At 58.0% G+C, this 15765-nt stretch carries 12 protein-coding genes, 1 tRNA gene and 1 pseudogene; 10 read left to right on the top strand and 4 right to left on the bottom strand.

Annotation, left to right across the window (positions count from 1 at the left end):
* Positions 1-34: 34 nt before the first annotated feature.
* A complete protein-coding gene (locus E0486_RS14900) occupies positions 35-229 on the bottom strand; it encodes a hypothetical protein (RefSeq protein WP_131853187.1) in 195 nt (64 codons plus the stop codon).
* Positions 230-386: 157 nt separating this feature from the next.
* Here E0486_RS14900 and E0486_RS14895 point away from each other — a divergent pair, with 157 nt between their 5' ends.
* The 4 genes from E0486_RS14895 (at position 387) to E0486_RS14880 (ending at position 6717) form a co-directional block, all read left to right on the top strand.
* The gene (locus E0486_RS14895) at positions 387-1724 is read left to right on the top strand and encodes a chloride channel protein (RefSeq protein ID WP_165917356.1); all 1338 of its coding nucleotides are present in this window, start codon (positions 387-389) and stop codon (positions 1722-1724) included.
* A gap of 92 nt (positions 1725-1816) precedes the next feature.
* Positions 1817-4216 (top strand): alpha-2-macroglobulin family protein, encoded by a 2400-nt coding sequence (locus tag E0486_RS14890; protein ID WP_131853183.1) that lies wholly within the window; start codon positions 1817-1819, stop codon positions 4214-4216.
* Positions 4217-4296: 80 nt separating this feature from the next.
* Positions 4297-4385, top strand: a tRNA-Ser gene (locus E0486_RS14885).
* Between the two features lie 151 nt (positions 4386-4536).
* Positions 4537-6717: a PAS domain-containing sensor histidine kinase gene (locus E0486_RS14880; protein ID WP_131853181.1), complete on the top strand. Its 2181-nt coding sequence runs from the start codon at positions 4537-4539 to the stop codon at positions 6715-6717.
* 113 nt (positions 6718-6830) lie between these two features.
* Here the strand turns inward: E0486_RS14880 and E0486_RS14875 are convergent, their stop codons facing one another.
* Positions 6831-8048 carry an aminopeptidase gene (locus E0486_RS14875; RefSeq protein WP_131853179.1) on the bottom strand — a complete coding sequence of 406 codons (1218 nt, stop codon included), beginning with the start codon at positions 8046-8048 and terminating at the stop codon, positions 6831-6833.
* A gap of 215 nt (positions 8049-8263) precedes the next feature.
* Between E0486_RS14875 and E0486_RS14870 the strand changes: the two genes are divergently transcribed.
* The 3 genes from E0486_RS14870 to E0486_RS14860 are packed head-to-tail and all read left to right on the top strand — an operon-like array spanning position 8264 to position 10807.
* Entirely contained in the window at positions 8264-9052 is a 789-nt protein-coding gene (locus tag E0486_RS14870) for an MlaE family ABC transporter permease (RefSeq protein ID WP_131853177.1), read from the top strand.
* On the top strand, positions 9045-9824 hold the full coding sequence (locus tag E0486_RS14865; protein ID WP_207906272.1) for an ABC transporter ATP-binding protein: 780 nt from the start codon (positions 9045-9047) through the stop codon (positions 9822-9824). Before E0486_RS14870 ends, E0486_RS14865 begins: the two co-directional genes overlap by 8 nt.
* Positions 9825-9826: 2 nt before the next feature.
* Complete coding sequence (locus E0486_RS14860) at positions 9827-10807, top strand: MlaD family protein (protein ID WP_131853175.1); 981 nt, start codon at positions 9827-9829, stop codon at positions 10805-10807.
* Between the two features lie 45 nt (positions 10808-10852).
* Here E0486_RS14860 and E0486_RS14855 read toward each other — a convergent pair whose 3' ends face one another.
* Complete coding sequence (locus tag E0486_RS14855; RefSeq protein ID WP_131853173.1) at positions 10853-11038, bottom strand: hypothetical protein; 186 nt, start codon at positions 11036-11038, stop codon at positions 10853-10855.
* 79 nt (positions 11039-11117) lie between these two features.
* Entirely contained in the window at positions 11118-11360 is a 243-nt protein-coding gene (locus tag E0486_RS14850) for a hypothetical protein (protein WP_131853171.1), read from the bottom strand.
* Positions 11361-11741: 381 nt separating this feature from the next.
* On the opposite strand from E0486_RS14850, the gene E0486_RS14845 reads away from it, so the two are divergent.
* From E0486_RS14845 to E0486_RS14835, 3 genes and pseudogenes are all read left to right on the top strand, one after another.
* Positions 11742-12809 (top strand): PAS domain-containing sensor histidine kinase, encoded by a 1068-nt coding sequence (locus E0486_RS14845; RefSeq protein ID WP_131853169.1) that lies wholly within the window; start codon positions 11742-11744, stop codon positions 12807-12809.
* 176 nt (positions 12810-12985) lie between these two features.
* Positions 12986-13189: pseudogene (locus E0486_RS19375) on the top strand (helix-turn-helix domain-containing protein); the annotation flags it as partial.
* A 245-nt stretch (positions 13190-13434) separates the two neighbouring features.
* On the top strand, positions 13435-15606 hold the full coding sequence (locus tag E0486_RS14835; RefSeq protein ID WP_131853167.1) for a sensor histidine kinase: 2172 nt from the start codon (positions 13435-13437) through the stop codon (positions 15604-15606).
* Positions 15607-15765: the final 159 nt, after the last annotated feature.

Below are 15765 nucleotides of genomic sequence, written 5' to 3'. Positions count from 1 at the left end.
CCCGGCCTGAAGCCGGGATTTCTGTTACACGGCATTAGCCGGTCACTTCGTCTTCATCGATTCCAAGACCCGATGACAGGATCACGTAGTCTTTACCCTCGACGCCGGTTACCTTGCCGTTGCTCGATTCGCGGCCATCGTCGGTGAGGTGTTTTTCCTGCCTGGGCTTTTCGGTAGAACGTCCCTGCTCCTGGCTGGGCGCGTCCGGTTTTTTCCTATCGTCTTTCATAAATACCTGTTTTTAGAATAGTCGGCAATAATGGTACCGACGCGTTGCAAGGCGTTATTAAAATGCTGTTAGCTGAGCGCCCCGGGGCTGGTCTGGGCACAACTTTGCGGTCATGAAAAGGAAGTGGTGGCTATTGTGGCGGCAGAGGCTGGCAGGCATGGCGCCTGCTTTATGGGGGCATCCGCTTTCGCGGCGCGCGTTGCTGGCGCTGCCGCTCTGGATCGCTTCGCTCGCCACCGGCCTGGTGGCGGTGGGATACACCCGCCTGTTCGGCTGGGCTGAAGCCCTGCTGCAAGGAGCGCTGCACCAGCATTTCTGGTATGTTTTCCTGCTGTCGCCCCTGTTTTACCTCTTGTCCTGGGCCTGTGTGCAGTGGTTGGCACCCGCCGCAAGAGGCAGCGGTATTCCGCAGGTCATGGCGGCGATCGACCTGGCGACGCCGGCTCACGACCCAAAGATCAACCGGCTGCTCAGCCTGCGGATCGCTGCCGTAAAGGTGCTGTCGAGCGTTGGAATGGTGGTGGGCGGCGGTGCCATTGGCCGCGAAGGGCCCACCATCCAGATCGCCGGCTCCCTGTTCCGAACGGTCAACCGTCTTATACCGGCTTCGTGGCCGCGGCTCTCGAGCCAGAGCTACCTGCTCACCGGCGCCGCGGCTGGCCTTGCGGCTGCGTTCAACACCCCGCTCGGCGGACTTGTTTTTGCCGTGGAGGAGCTGGCACGGGTGCATGTGCGTTTTTTCCGTACCGCCCTGTTTACGGCTATTATTATTGCCGGCCTAACGGCGCAGGCCCTGCTGGGGCCGTACCTCTACCTCGGTTATCCCGATGTGCACGGCCTTTCCTTCCGGATATTTCTGGCCGTGCTGCTGGTGGGTGCATTGGCCGGCCTGGTTGGCAGCCTGCTTTGTACCGCGATTCTGCGTGTTATGGCCTGGAAGCGCACGGCACCACGTTTCATGCAGCCCTTGTACGTCCTGGTCGCCGGGTTGCTGATGGCCGCTTTGGCTTTTTACGTCAACCCCAGCGTGCTGGGATCGGGCAAAGAGCTGATCAACCGTCTGCTTTTTTCGCCCGACAAACACTGCGGCGCCGATATGGTGCTCCTGCGCTTCCTGGGCCCGTTGCTTTGCTTTAATACCGGTGCGGCCGGTGGTGTATTTGCCCCTTCGCTGGCGGGTGGTGCTGCCATCGGTGGCTGGATGGCGTCGCTGTTCGACGTGCTCGGCAGCAAGGCCAATATCCTCGTGCTGGCCGGCATGGTCGGCTTTCTTACGGGTGTCACCCGCACGCCGTTTACCTCGGCTATCCTCGTGCTGGAAATGACGGACCGGCACAGCGTCATCTTTCACCTTTTGCTGGCCGCAATGGTGGCCAACATGGTCGCATCGGTCATCGACAAGCGATCGCTTTATGAGCACCTGAAAGGGGGTTACAAGGTGGAGGCCGGGGCTCCTGCCGATACGGGGCTGGGCGAGGAGCCGGAGCGGGAATAGCAGCGCGCCCGGCCTGGATCGGCACCGCCGGATCAAAATGCAGTGTTAATGTGCCCTCAATCTGGCGGGACTGCGTTTACTTAGCGGTGCTTATGATCCTACGTGTCCTGTTCCTCCTGATGCTGGGCTCCGCCTCGGCTTCCCTGCGCGCCCAGGGCCTCGATTCCCTGTTCGAGCTGCAGCGCCGCGCTGACCCCCGCGAAAAGATCCACGTTCACTTCGACAAGAATTACTATAACCCCGGTGAGATCATCTGGTTCAAAGCCTATGTGTACAACAACGGCGGCTTGTCTGACAGCAGCAGGAACTTTTACGCCGAGCTCCTCGATGAGGACGGACGCGTACTGAGCCGCCTCACCGCGCCCATCGCCTTTGCCGGTGCCTCGGGCTCCTTTGCGCTCGACAGCGGCTTCGCCAGGCCCTCCGTGCTGTTCCGCGCGTATACCGTGGCGATGCTGAACAGCGATACCGCCTACCTCTACACGAAAACGATCCGCGTGCTGGCGAAGACCAAGCCCGCGCCCGTTAAGCCATCCGCGCCGGCGCTGGCCTTTCTGCCCGAAGGCGGGCAGTGGGTGGCCGGTATTCCGTCGAATATGGCCTTTATCGCCACCGATAGCCGCGGACTGCCCGTAGCCGTGTCGGGTATTATCACCGACAAGAGCGGGGGCAAAGTAGCCGACTTCGCCAGCATCCACAACGGGATGGGCACGGTGGCCCTGCTCCCGCAACCGGGCATGACCTACACCGCGCGCTGGAAAGACGACAAGGGCAAGAGCTACAGCACCGAACTGCCCGCGCCCAAAGTGCAGGGGCTGGTGTTGCGCGTGGGCGATGGCGCCGAGGGGAAGCGTTTTACCATCCAGCGCAGCAACGACATCCCTGCGCTGCAGCAACGCCTGCACGTGCTCGCATCGATGAACGGCGCCCTGGTGTATAAGGCCGACATCAACCTCGCAAACCGGCCGGCAGCCAGCGGCGTGTTTCCAACCGAAGCGCTGCCCACCGGCATCCTGTGCATCACGGTCTTCGACAGCAGCTACCGCCCGCTTCTGGAGCGGGTCACGTTTGTGAACAACCATGAATACGAGTTTGACGGCGATGTATACCTGACGAAGAAAGATGCCGGCAAGCGTGCGCTGAACCGCGTGGAGATCGCGCTTTCCGATACGCTGCCCGCCAACGTATCGCTGTCGATCACCGATGCCGACCTCAACGAATCGAATACGATGGACGACAACATCGTGAGCCGCCTGTTGCTGACGAGCGAGCTGCGCGGCCGCATCGTGAACCCGTATTACTACTTCTACAGCAACAACGACAGCGTGTCGATGCAGCTCGACCTGGTGCTGCTCACGCATGGCTGGCGCCGCTACAACTGGGAGGCGCTGATGGCCGGCCGAACGGTGGCGCCGCGCTACCGCGAAACCGACTACCTCGCCCTCAGCGGGCAGCTGCAGGGCTTGCCCCCGGGCCGCATCGGCGCGGGCCTGCAATTGAACGGCATCCTCGAATCGGCCGATTCCGCCCGAAGCTTTATCATGATACCGGTGGACCGCAAGGGCGGTGTTCAGACCGACGGTCTTGTCTTCTACGATACCGCACGACTGTATTTCAGCTACAACGACAAGAACATTCCCGCCGGCACGGGCCTGCTGCAACTGCAGAACGGGTTGTACAAAGGCGTGCGCCGCATTGTGCCCGACTCGCTGTGGCAACGCATCGTCGCGGAACCCGGCGCCGATGTCGTAGCAGCCAACGCGCGCAACCGGGCCCTCATCCGCGAGCGCGGCATCAGCGGGCTCAAGGCCGTGGAGCTGGCAACCATCACCGTGCAGGGACGGGGTAAAACGCCAAAGGACCGCATGGAGCAGAAATATGTGAGCGGCCTCTTTGCCGGCGAAGCCATTTCGTTCGACCTGGTAAACGACCCGTTGGCGCCGAACTACATGAGCATCTTTCAATACCTGCAGGGCAAAATAGCCGGCCTGCAGATCGACGGGGGAACGCAAACGAATTTGAGCTGGCGCGGCGGCACCCCGGCCGTTTATCTCAACGAGATGCAGACCGACGTGCAACAGCTGCAGAACATTTCGATGAGCGACATCGCCTACGTGAAAGTATTCCGCCCGGGCGAAAGCCTGGCCTATGGCGCTGGCGGCGGACTCATTGCCGTTTATACCAAGAAGGGCGGCGACCGGCCCGTGAACAACAATGCCAAGGGGCTGAGCTCCACGCTGGTGGCGGGCTACACGGCACAACGCGAATTCTATGCGCCCGACTACGCCTCCGATGCTTCCTCTGGGTTAGGCGATTTTCGCAGCACGCTGTACTGGAACCCGGCGCTCTACCTCGATCGCAACCGCCGCAAGCTGCGCCTGCAGTTTTACAACAACGACATCACCCGCAACTTCCGCCTCGTGCTGGAAGGCGTAGATGCCTCCGGCCGCCTGATCCACGTGGAGAAGCGTGTGGCGGGAGATGCAAAGTGATGAAGGCCACCACTTTTTTGCTTTAAAATATTGGGCAGTTAACCGGAACTCCCTATTTTTGCCCCCCACTCTACGGAAACGGTGAGGTGGATGAGTGGCTGAAATCAGTAGTTTGCTAAACTGCCGTACGGGTTAAACTGTACCGCGGGTTCGAATCCCGCCCTCACCGCAAACATCCAAAAGGCGCCCCGACTTAGTCAGGGCGCTTTTTTTTGTCCTGGCCGGTCGCCGCACGTACCCGGGCGATCCGCAGGAGGGCAACCGGCTCCGCAAACCCTGCTCCCCGCAACCTTTGGTACCTTTTTTTCCTGCATTGCTTTATGGACACTGATTCCAGGGTGGACAACCATACCGACAAGGACCGGCATTACCCTTCCTACCAGCACCTTAAACGGGTGTTCGACCAATCACTCGACGTCATCTGCATTGTCGACAGGCTGGGCCGTTTCCTGGAGGTGAGCAATGCGGCGGCGCAGACATGGGGCTTTTGCCCGGAAGAGCTGCTCGGCAGGCCCTTCATGGAACTCGTGTGTGACGAAGACCGGATCCGTACCGAAGTGGCCACGCGGCAGGTGATGAGCGGCACGCCCCTGGTAAATTTCCAAAACCGCTTTGTCCATAAAAATGGGCACCTTGTGCCCCTTTCCTGGTCGGCCCATTGGGATCCGCAGCACGAGTACCTCTTCGGCATCGCACGCGACCTTTCCGATACCGGTGCCCGCGAACAACTCCAGACGAAGTATGAACAGCTGCTTCAGGCCGAACGCAACCGCCTGCTCAACATCCTCGACCGGATCAAGGACGGCTTTTTCGTGATGGACGAAAATTGGATCATCACCTATGGCAACCGCTACGTGGAAGACATGCTCGGGATCCGCAAGGAAGATTACCTGGGCCGCAATTACTGGGAGAGCTTCCCCGAGGCCAAAGGAACCCCGTACGATGAGCAATACCACAAGGCGATGGCCGAGAACGTGCCGGTTCATTTTGAAGCCTATTTCCCGCCTTTCGAAAGATGGTTTTCGGTAGACGCCTATCCTTCCCGCGACGGCTTGTCGATCTTCTTTCGCGATGTAACGGAAAAACGGAGAGTAGACGAGGAGCGCCGTGCCTACGAAGCACAGATCGAACAGCAGAACAAGCTGCTCACCAGCATATTTGAAGGAATGAACCAGGCTTTCTTCCTGTTGGATGCCGACATGCGCGTCATTTATTGGAACCGGCTGGCGAGTGAGCTGTTCGGGTGGCGTCGGGATGAAGTGCTGGGGCAGAAGCTCCGGGAATGGCTGCACGGACCCACCGCGGATGCCTACGAGCCGTTGGTCCGGCAGGTTCTCCGCGAGAACCGTCACCTGCGAAGGGAGTCCATATGTCCCTTCTCCGGCCGTTGGGAAGAAGTGGACCTGTTCCCCTCGGAAGGTGGTGTGTCCGTATTTATACGGGACGTGAACGAACGCAAGCGCACCGAGGAGGAGTTGCGCAAGCTATCGCTGGTGGCGGAAAATACCGTCAACATCGTGATCATCTCCGATGCCAACAGCAAGGTGCTCTGGGCCAACCGTGCAGCGGTAGAAGCCTCCGGCTATAGCTTCGACGAACTGATCGGCATGCCGATCGGGGAGGTGGTGGACGGCCCCGATACGGCACCGGAGGCCATTGCCCTGGTGGAGGAACGCCGCGCGGCGAACCTGCCCTACGAGCTCGAGGCGATCAACTACCGGCGCGATGGAACACCCTTCTGGGTGCACGTGTCGAGCCAGCCACTCTTCGACGAGGAAGGCCACCTGCAATACTATTTTTCCATCGCTACCGACATCACGGAGCGCAAACGCCTGGAGCAGACGGTGCAGCGGCAGCAGCAGCGGACCAATGCTGCCGTCATTGCCGCGCAGGAAAAGGTGCGTGCCCAGGTAGGCCGCGAGCTCCACGACAACGTGAACCAGGTGCTGACGTCGGTGAAGCTATACCAGGAATTGCTGCTCTCGGGCATCGGTGAGCAGGACACGCTGGTGCGCAAATCGATCGACCTGCTGCAGTCGTCCATCAACGAGATCCGCAGCCTCTCGAAGCGGCTGTCGGCGCCGACGCTGGGCAACATCCGCCTGCGCGACTCGGTAAAGGAACTGGCCGAAACCGTGGCTGCCACCGAGCAGTTTGCCATCATCGTGGACACGAAGGCCGTCGACGAGCTGGAAGTGAACGAGTCGGTGCACCTGGCACTGTACCGGATCCTGCAGGAGCAGCTGACGAATATCCTGAAGTACGCCGGCGCCACGGAGGTGTTGATCACCTTCCGCCTCGACGGCGGGCAACTGTCGATGACCGTGGCCGACAACGGCGGCGGTACCGACATCCAGCAGAAAAGCGCCGGGATCGGCCTGTCGAACATGAAAGCCCGCGCCGAAAGCCTCGGCGGCACTGCCAGCGTCGACAGCGCGCCCGGCAAGGGGTTTCGCCTGACGGTATCGGTGCCGCTGCACGGGCAGGGGGAGTTTAGTTAGATCACCGCTTTAACGGCAGTGGGTGCAAACGGGCAAACCGTGCCTGGCACAAAGGGGGCGCTGCTTCTAAAGCGTCCAACGCGGTTACATCCTGACCCGTTCCCCACCTCCCGTCAATCCAATTGGAATTGCCCGTCGCGGTAGATGATCCGCTCGCTGCCATCGGGTAGGAGCGCGGTCACCGTGCGGTTGCTGGTGCTCACGATGTCGGTGTGCACCTTCGGGCAACTGTTGTAGCCCATCGCGGCCCATTGCTCGTCGCTCACGGTCGCCATGTCGCCGGTGTATGCGTCTTTATAGGCATTGCCCAGGGCTACGTGCGTGTTGCCGTAAGTGCCGCCCACGTTCTCATCGAAGAGGGTGGTGGCCATGAATTTCGTAATGCGCGAGTGACGGCGGTCGGTAAGCGAAAATTCACCCACCTTATCCGCATTTTCCTGCGCGATCATTTCTTTCAGCGCCTCTTCGTTCTCCGTGGCGGAGGCCGATACGACCAGGCCGTTTTCAAACGTGAGCGAAACGCCCGAGATGCGCTTGCCCGAATAATACAACGGCTGGTTGAAGCGTATATGTCCTTCGGTGCCCCGCCAGTCGGGCGAGGTAAAGATCTCAAAGGAAGGAATGTTCTTGCCGCCGCCGCTGAGCCACTGACGGTGGGCGCCGAGGCGGATGCGCAGGTCGGCGTCTTCACCCTTAATATGCAGCGACTCGATGGCCAGGGCGTCGAGGCGGTGTTTGATCCCTTCGATCTCGGCCTGCACTTCTTTCCACCGGGCCACGGGGTCGTCTTCGCGGAGGTAGCACGCTTCGATGATCTGCTCCCAGTATTCCTCCAGCGAAAGTCCCGCTTCTTCAGCCATCGAGGGCGTGCCGTAGAGACACAGCGACCACGACAGCTTTCCTTCCTGTTCCTTGCGCTCGCGCATCTTCATATACGGCGCGCGGGCGCTGTTCATGAGGCTGATCCTCGAAGCGGGTATGCCTTCGAGGTAGTGGATGTCGGGCTCCGAGATGAGAAACAGGATGTGGTCGGCGGACTCCACGATGCCCTGCCAGTAGGGTTTGGCAAAGAAGGCCAGCTGTTCGTCGCTGCCCCGTTCGAGGAGCATGCGGGCGAGGCTGCCCTCGCGGGTGTTGTCGGGCTGGAAGTTCGGGATGACGTTGCCGCCGGCCGCATATACGGTGCGGGCCACGGCGAGAAAGAGGTCTTTGGCGCATTCCTGGCCCACGAGAAATACCGTGTCGCCCTTGTTGATGCCTTTGCCGTTGTTGAGCGCGTAGTGTACCATCACCTGCGCGTATTTCTGAAGGAGGTTGTCGTCGAGCTTCATGGGGAGCGTTTAATGGCGACTAAGATAAGCGCGGGCCACCGCCGCCGTGTCGGCGGACAAGTTCTTCAGCCGGAATGTTGCGGACCGGTTAAGAATGGTGTTCGGTGGGATTTTTGCGGTAGCATGCAGGAACCCGTTCCCGGCGAAGAATGAGCGGTCATCTTCGAAGAAATGTGCTGTGGAGGCCGGCAACAACCGAGTACCGTCTATGCCGAATGAGCAATACCACGAAATATTTTTTCGGAAAAGCTGCCGATTCCTTTTTGATGGAAACGTTCCAGCTGCTCAAATTCACCGGCCTGTTTTGGAAAAATGTCTTCCGGCCGCCTTTTGAATTCCGGGAGCTGCTGCGGCAGTGCTACGAAGTGGGCTACCGGTCGCTCGGGTTGATCTCGCTTACCGGGTTCATTACGGGCATTGTATTTACCCGGCAATCCCGCTCCTCGCTGGCCGATTTCGGCGCTACCTCCTGGCTGCCCGCGCTGATGGGCGTGGCCATTGTGCGGGCGCTGGCCCCGCTGATAACTTCGCTTATCTCCGCCGGAAAGGTGGGTTCCAACATTGGCGCGGAAATCGGCTCCATGCGGGTGAGCGAGCAGATCGAAGCCATGGAGATGTCTGCTGTGGATCCCTTCAAATTCCTCGTCGTCAGCCGCGTGCTGGCCACCACGCTCATGATGCCGCTGCTGGCCGCCTATATGGCGCTCGTGGGTATGTTGGGCTCTTACCTGAATGTGCACCAGAACGAGCAGACCAGTTTCACGGTCTTTATCAAAAACGCATTCGCCAACCTGAGCTTCCTCGACCTCGAAGCGTCACTTACCAAAAGCATTCTTTTTGGATTCACGATAGGCCTGGTCAGTTGCTTCAAGGGCTATACCGCAACGAATGGGACGGAGGGGGTGGGACGCGCCGCCAACGCTTCGGTGGTGGTATCGATGTTTTTCATTTTTATCGAGGAAGTGCTGATCGTTCAAGTGTTTAACCTGATCAAGTATGCGTGAAAAAATGAAGGATACGGATTACGGGAAAAACGACGTGGTGATCTCAGTCCGCGGCCTGTTCAAGGCGTTTGACGGGAGCCGCGTGCTGGAAGGTATTGACCTCGACGTGCACCGGAGCGAGAACGTGGTCGTGCTGGGCCGCTCCGGCTCGGGCAAGTCGGTGCTGATCCGCTGCATTGCAGGCCTGCTCCGGCCCGACGCTGGCTCCGTTGTAGTGATGGGTCGAGAGGTCGCACGGCTGCACCCGGAAGAGTTGCGGCGATTGCGCCTGAAGATCGGGTTCCTCTTTCAGGGAAGCGCTTTATACGACAGCATGACGGTCAGGGAGAACCTTTCGTTTTCGTTGCTGCGGTTTGCCAAAGAGAAATCCCGCGCGGAGGTCGATCAAAGCATCCGGGAAATGCTGCAAAGCCTGGAGCTTGACGGCACCGAAGACAAAGTGCCCTCGGAGCTTTCCGGCGGGCAAAAGAAGCGGGTCGCCATTGCCCGCACCCTGATCCTGCACCCGGAGATCATGTTATACGACGAGCCCACCGCCGGCCTCGATCCGATGACCAGCCGCGAGATCAACGACCTGATCAACAAAGTGCAGCAAACCTTCCGGACCACCTCCATTATCATTACACACGACCTCACCTGCGCCAAGATGACCGGGGATCGGATCCTCATCCTCGAAGGGGGACGGTTTATCCGCGAAGGAAGTTTCGAGGCCGTTTTCGGAGCCGTCGACCCGGTTGTCCATTCGTTTTATGAATACAACTTTATCGACTGATCATGGACGCCACGCGCAACAGGAAAGCGATCATTGTCGGCCTTTTTTTCGTCGTCGGCATTGCCATCATCCTGGCGGCCATTTTCCAGCTCGGCGGGAAGGGAAAGATCTTTGCCTCCACCTTCCAGGTCCATGCTTACTTCCCGAATGCCAACGGCTTGCAGGCAGGCAATAATATCTGGTATGAAGGAATTGCTGTCGGGACAGTCCGATCGGTATCCTTCCAGGACAATTTCACCGTACACGTGGTCCTGAATATCGAAGAGAAGGCGCGGCGCTACATTCACCGGGATGCCAGAGTGAAGATCGGGGCCGATGGACTGATCGGAAACCGGATCGTGTTGATCAACGGCGGCTCGGCGGCTGTGCCGGTGATCGCGCCGGGGGATGTGCTGCACGCCGAAAAGCTGCTGACGCCCGACGACCTGCTGGCCAGCCTGCAAACCAACAGCGTCAACCTCACGGCCGTCACGGCCGACCTGAAGACAGTGAGTCGCGAAATCGCCGGCGGACGGGGCACGGTGGGCCGGCTGCTGAAAGAAGAAGGCCTGTACCAAAGCCTGCTGGCCATCGCGGCGGCACTGCAACAATCCGCGCACCACACCCGGCAACTGACGGCCAACCTGGAAGCCTATTCGTCGCGGCTCGCTGCAAAGGGAAGCTTTGCCAACGAGCTCGTTACCGACACCATCATTTTTTCCCGGCTGCGCGCCACCGCTTCGCAACTGCAGGGTGTGGCCACGAAGGCGGACGCTATCGGGACGAACCTGCTTGCCATCAGCGCGTCGCTGAACGACAGCGCCGGCACGGCGGGCCTGCTGTTGCACGACACCGCCGCGGCAGCAAACGTCCGGACCACCTTGCTCCACCTGCAGGCTGCCAGCCAGAAGCTCGATGAGAACATGCAGGCCTTGCAGCACAATTTCCTGTTGCGTGGCTATTTCCGGAAGAAGGCGAAAGCGGACGGCAGGAGCGGGCAATAATCCGCCTGCCGGTACGGGCCGGGATAAGCGAAAACAAGGAGGGGCCTATTTCTTGGGTGCGTCGGTGACCGTGGCGCCGAGGTCGTTGATGGCGCTGGCGATGTCGCGCAGGGCGCAACGGCAGATGATGTAGAGGCCGGCCACGGAGGCAGACAGGATCGTTACGGCCTTCATGCGGCGGAATTTCTGGAAGTCCTGCGGTGTCTGGAACTGGAGTTTGACGTTTTCCATATCGCTGTTTTAGCTGAAGCGGCGCCGGCAAGGACCGGCAGGGACAGCGGTGAGCCGTAGTTATACGGATAGGGCACGCTTACTTCGTGCGCCGGGTGTGCCCGGCACGGGGGCGATTGGCGGTGCTGAGGCGGTTGTGCAGCGCTACGCTGAGGCTGGATACATTCAGGCGGCATTGCTGGATCTCCTCCCAGGGGGTGCCATTGAGTAGCGAGGTCTTGAATTGGTCCATCTCGCGGGTATACGCGCGGCGCAGCGACTCTATGTCCATGCGCTCATAGTCCAGCTCAGGAGCGGGGTAAGTGAATTGGGCAGGGTGCATACGATAAGATGAGAAGAAGGTGTTTTTCAAAAAGTTAGCAAAGACGGTAAAACGATTAGTGTGCCAATTATTTCAGCACCGCGAACGGGACAGGAATTCATAAGCAATAAAGGGTACCCGAAACAGGGAGCCCGCCTTACTTTCAGAGGGAAGCAAAGCTCCGCGTTCCGGCGGGTTTTGCGTGCTGGGGCGGAAGACGGGGCACGCCGGCCACAAGCCCTGGTGCCCTCCGGGGGCGGATCGCAGTTGACCGTTGTACCTGCGTAAGTGAAATGTCTTATCTTGACCCCTGCCCGCGCGGATTTGTTTTACGGAACGCCGCAGCCGGGCCAACTACCGTAACAGGGCCCCTGCGGGTGGGCCGGAAAAACACGAGCAACGATGGATAACGAAATTCGCCACTACGCCTTCCAGGGCGCTATAGACCCGATGTGGATCATCGATATTGAAGGGCCGGGCCGGTACCGCTTCGCCGACACCAACGATACCTTTACCGCGGTCACCGGTTGGCAGAAGGCCCAGGTCATCGGGCAGCCGATGGAAAAGATCGTCCCCGAATCGTCGCACGAGCTCGTACGCGAGAAATACCATGAGGCCATCACGACCGGGCAGACGGTAGATTATATCGAAGAGTCCGTGCACCCGGCCGGGATCAAGTACGGACAGATCCGCGTCATCCCCATCAAGGACGCCGCGGGTGCCGTGGTCAAGCTGCTGGGCATTGCGCACGATATCACCGATAAAACGCTGCTGCAGGACGCCCTGATCAGCGAGCGCGACCGTAAGAACCGGCAGATCACCGCCGCCGCCATCAAGGGGCAGGAGCTGGAGCGTAGCCGCGTAAGCCGCGAGCTGCACGACAACGTCAACCAGGTGCTTACCACGGTGAAGTTGTACGCGGAGCTGTGCCTCGATGGAAAAGTGGACCACCGGCAGCTGCTCCCGAAATGCATCGGCCTGCTCTCCACCGCCATCGACGAGATCCGCTCGCTCTCGAAGCAGCTGTCCGCACCCACGCTCGGCGATGTCAACTACATCGAAACATTTTCCGACCTCGTGGAGTCCGTCAAGCTCGCTTCCGGCATCGCGATCACCCTGGAGACCTCGCTGTCCGACTGCCAGGAGATGGACGCCGAGCTGCACCTGACGATTTACCGCATTTTGCAGGAGCAGCTGACCAACATCCAGAAGTACGCGGCCGCCACGCACGTGTGGGTGTACCTGGCCATCGACCCCAACGAACTGCTCCTGCGCATCGGCGACGACGGCCAGGGCTTTGACCCGCTGCAGAAGTCGCGGGGCATCGGCCTTACCAACATGCGGAGCCGCGCCCAACTGCTCCACGGCTCGTTTTCGATCTGCAGCGAGCCCGGCAAAGGCACGGAGGTGGAAGTCATCTTCCCCGTACAGGTTGCCGACGGGTTGTGCCGGCCGGCGTTTATGAGTTAGGCGAACGACACCTGTTTTGAAAAAAGGGATGCTCCGCGGAGCATCCCTGAAAAAAGCTGGCTTTTACGACCCTGTTGGTTATTGAATGTTGACCAGTTTGCCGGTAACTTTTTGATTGCCTAAGAGGAACACATAGATCAGGTCGGCCCGCTTGCCGAAGGGTACATTGTTTTTCGGCATCGGAAGGACAGACCCTGGAGCAATACATCATTCAATGCAAAATTGAGAAAGCAAGGAACCTGCTTGTCTATGAAGGACTCTCGGTGGCAACCATCGCGGCGCGGATGAATTACTGCAGTGCCGCCCACCTCTCCCGGCAATTCAAGAAAGTAACCGGCTGCACCGCGTCGGCGCTCCGGAAGCGGAACGGCCTGCCTTAAGCCTATCCGCCACTACGGGTGCAACCCTATCGTGTGGACACATTTCCTGTTCCCGTTATCGATGGCGTCTACAATAGCAAAGGGAAGGGTGGAGGCAGATCCGCGCCCGGTCCTGAAGGCCCGGGCCAATTGGTGCCGCTACGCGGCGCATGCACCAGTAATTATTATACAAAGGCGGGAAAAATGCCCGGCAACAAACCGAATGTTCCTTATTTTAAGTCATTGATTCATTTGTTCGACCAGATATGAAAGAGCGTGAGAATAAATTCAACGTCGACGTAGAGGCACTTTTTGCAAGTTCGGTCGATTTGATTTGCCTGATTGATAAAAATGGCCTTTTTATCAAGGTCAGTGATTCGTCGCTTGCTATTCTCGGGTATACACCCGACGAACTTGCAAGTAAGCCGTTTATTGACTTTGTTCATGAAGAGGATGTCGAAAAAACATCCCTGGCTGAAAAAAGCTTGCTGCTGAATGATAAATTAATGCAATTCGAAAACAGGTACTATCGGAAAGACAGATCTGTTATAACCATTGCCTGGACAGTACGGCTTGACAAGAGTTCGGGTGTCCTGTATTGCATCGGGCGCGACAACACGGAATCAAGCAGGGTCAAGGCGGAATTACAAAGGAGTAACGAAAGGTATTTTTTTGTAACCCAGGCAACGCATGATGCAGTTTGGGACTGGGATATCATTAAAGGCCAGGTAACCTGGGGGGGCGGGACCAAGGAGTTTTTCGGATATGAATTGAATGAGCGGTCAACGGATAAATTTCTCTGGAAATCCCGTGTACACCCAGACGACGTTGAAATTGTCATGGCTGGCATCCGGCAAGCCCTGGAACACGATGATCAATGGAAAATGGAATACCGGTTCTTACGGCCGGACGAAACTTACGCATTCGTTTCTGACAAAGCCATCATATTACGCGACAGCTACGGTAAAGCTGTTCGGATGATTGGTGCGATGCGAGACGATACGGACCGGAAATTAGCTGAAATACGACTCGCGTCGAGTGAATCAAGGTTTAAATCACTTGTTCAGGAAGGGTCTGATCTAATCGCTATTATTGACGCCAACGGTGTTTACCAATATGTAAGTCCTACATCGGAGCATGTTCTTGGGATTAAGCCCGAAGAATTTTTAGGCAAGAATGCTTTTGACTTCATTCATCCGGACGACCGGGAAGCTACAATGAAGATGCTTCAAAAGATTGCACTGGAGGAAACCGTGCAACTGCCCCCGTTTCGCTTTCAAAATGCTCAGGGCGAGTGGCGCTGGATCGACACGATTCTGACCAATCGTATGAATAGCCCGTCGATCGGCGGGATCGTAGCGAATTCAAGAGATATCACTCAAAGAAGGGCCGTCCTGGAAAAGCTCGAAATATTATCGCTTATCGCGAAGCAAACTTCCAACCCGGTGATTATTACCGATCCCGACCGGAAAATCACCTGGGTGAATGATGCTTTTGTACGGCTCACGGAATACACGCTGGAAGAAGTAAAAGGAAAGTACCCTACCGCGGTTCTCGCCGGGCCTGACACTTCGGTTGAAGCACTGGAAACTATTTCCGGAATACAAGACACTTTACAGCCGGTAGAGGTGGAAGTAGCTTTCTACAGCAAGTCGGGGAACAAGTATATCGTCGACGTACAGATCCAACCGATTTTGGGGGAGGATGGCCGGGTAATTCGTTTTTTCGGAATGCACCATGATGTCACCGAAAAGAAAAACCTGGAGCGAAAGCTGCTGGCCGAGCAAAAAGAACGCGAAAGGAAAATTGCGGAAGAAGTGATTTTAGCACAGGATAAGGAACGCTCTGAAATCGGCAGGGAGCTTCATGATAATATCAACCAGGTGCTGACCACCGCACGTCTTTATCTCGATTTGGTCCAGGCCGGGCACCAACACCATGAAGAGCTGCTCGAAAGAAGCCGCCAGTACATTGAGCAATGCATCTCGGAAATACGGAGCATTTCTCAAAGGCTCTGCGCCTATGTGGTGGATGAGTCGCTCGCGTTGTTGCTTTCCGAATTAATTAGATCCGTAGAACTGACCGAGCGGTTGAAGGTTTCCCTGACAATGACCGGCTGGGACGAAAATCTGATTACCAACGAGCATAAAATAGCCATTTACAGAATTGTGCAGGAGCAGCTAAACAATATCCTGAAATATGCGAAGGCTACCCAGGCCTCCGTTATCCTGAAGTATGCTGGTGGCGAGCTCAGCCTCGCTGTTACCGATAATGGAATCGGCTTCCACTACGATCCGAAGAACACCGGCACCGGACTGAAAAATATTATGAACCGGGCATCCGTTTATTATGGCCGCGTCGAAATAATAACATCCGAAGGAAATGGCTGCACGATGAAACTATCCTTTCAGCTATCACCTGGCAATCCCAGTAGCTGAGAAGCACCGATGCGGCTGATCAAATGCCACTCCGGGAGCCGTATTTTAAGCAGCGCATGGCGCCCAAGGCGCCATGCGCTACCGGGCAAAAAAAGAAGGCCCAGGGCGCTCTTTTGTCGGGCGCCGCCCGACGTAGCCCGCCACGAAGATCAGCAGGGT

This window comes from Flaviaesturariibacter aridisoli (assembly GCF_004343705.1).
Lineage (GTDB): Bacteria > Bacteroidota > Bacteroidia > Chitinophagales > Chitinophagaceae > Flavisolibacter > Flavisolibacter aridisoli.
This window is presented reverse-complemented; position numbering and strand designations above follow the sequence as displayed.

Coding starts and splice junctions, on each gene's coding strand:
- E0486_RS14890 (WP_131853183.1), top strand. CDS start 1,817: ATGATCCTACGTGTCCTGTTCCTCCTGATGCTGGGCTCCGCCTCGGCT.
- E0486_RS14880 (WP_131853181.1), top strand. CDS start 4,537: ATGGACACTGATTCCAGGGTGGACAACCATACCGACAAGGACCGGCAT.
- E0486_RS14835 (WP_131853167.1), top strand. CDS start 13,435: ATGAAAGAGCGTGAGAATAAATTCAACGTCGACGTAGAGGCACTTTTT.
- E0486_RS14900 (WP_131853187.1), bottom strand. CDS start 229: ATGAAAGACGATAGGAAAAAACCGGACGCGCCCAGCCAGGAGCAGGGA.
- E0486_RS14875 (WP_131853179.1), bottom strand. CDS start 8,048: ATGAAGCTCGACGACAACCTCCTTCAGAAATACGCGCAGGTGATGGTA.
- E0486_RS14855 (WP_131853173.1), bottom strand. CDS start 11,038: ATGGAAAACGTCAAACTCCAGTTCCAGACACCGCAGGACTTCCAGAAA.
- E0486_RS14895 (WP_165917356.1), top strand. CDS start 387: ATGGCGCCTGCTTTATGGGGGCATCCGCTTTCGCGGCGCGCGTTGCTG.
- E0486_RS14860 (WP_131853175.1), top strand. CDS start 9,827: ATGGACGCCACGCGCAACAGGAAAGCGATCATTGTCGGCCTTTTTTTC.
- E0486_RS14870 (WP_131853177.1), top strand. CDS start 8,264: ATGAGCAATACCACGAAATATTTTTTCGGAAAAGCTGCCGATTCCTTT.
- E0486_RS14865 (WP_207906272.1), top strand. CDS start 9,045: ATGCGTGAAAAAATGAAGGATACGGATTACGGGAAAAACGACGTGGTG.
- E0486_RS14850 (WP_131853171.1), bottom strand. CDS start 11,360: ATGCACCCTGCCCAATTCACTTACCCCGCTCCTGAGCTGGACTATGAG.
- E0486_RS14845 (WP_131853169.1), top strand. CDS start 11,742: ATGGATAACGAAATTCGCCACTACGCCTTCCAGGGCGCTATAGACCCG.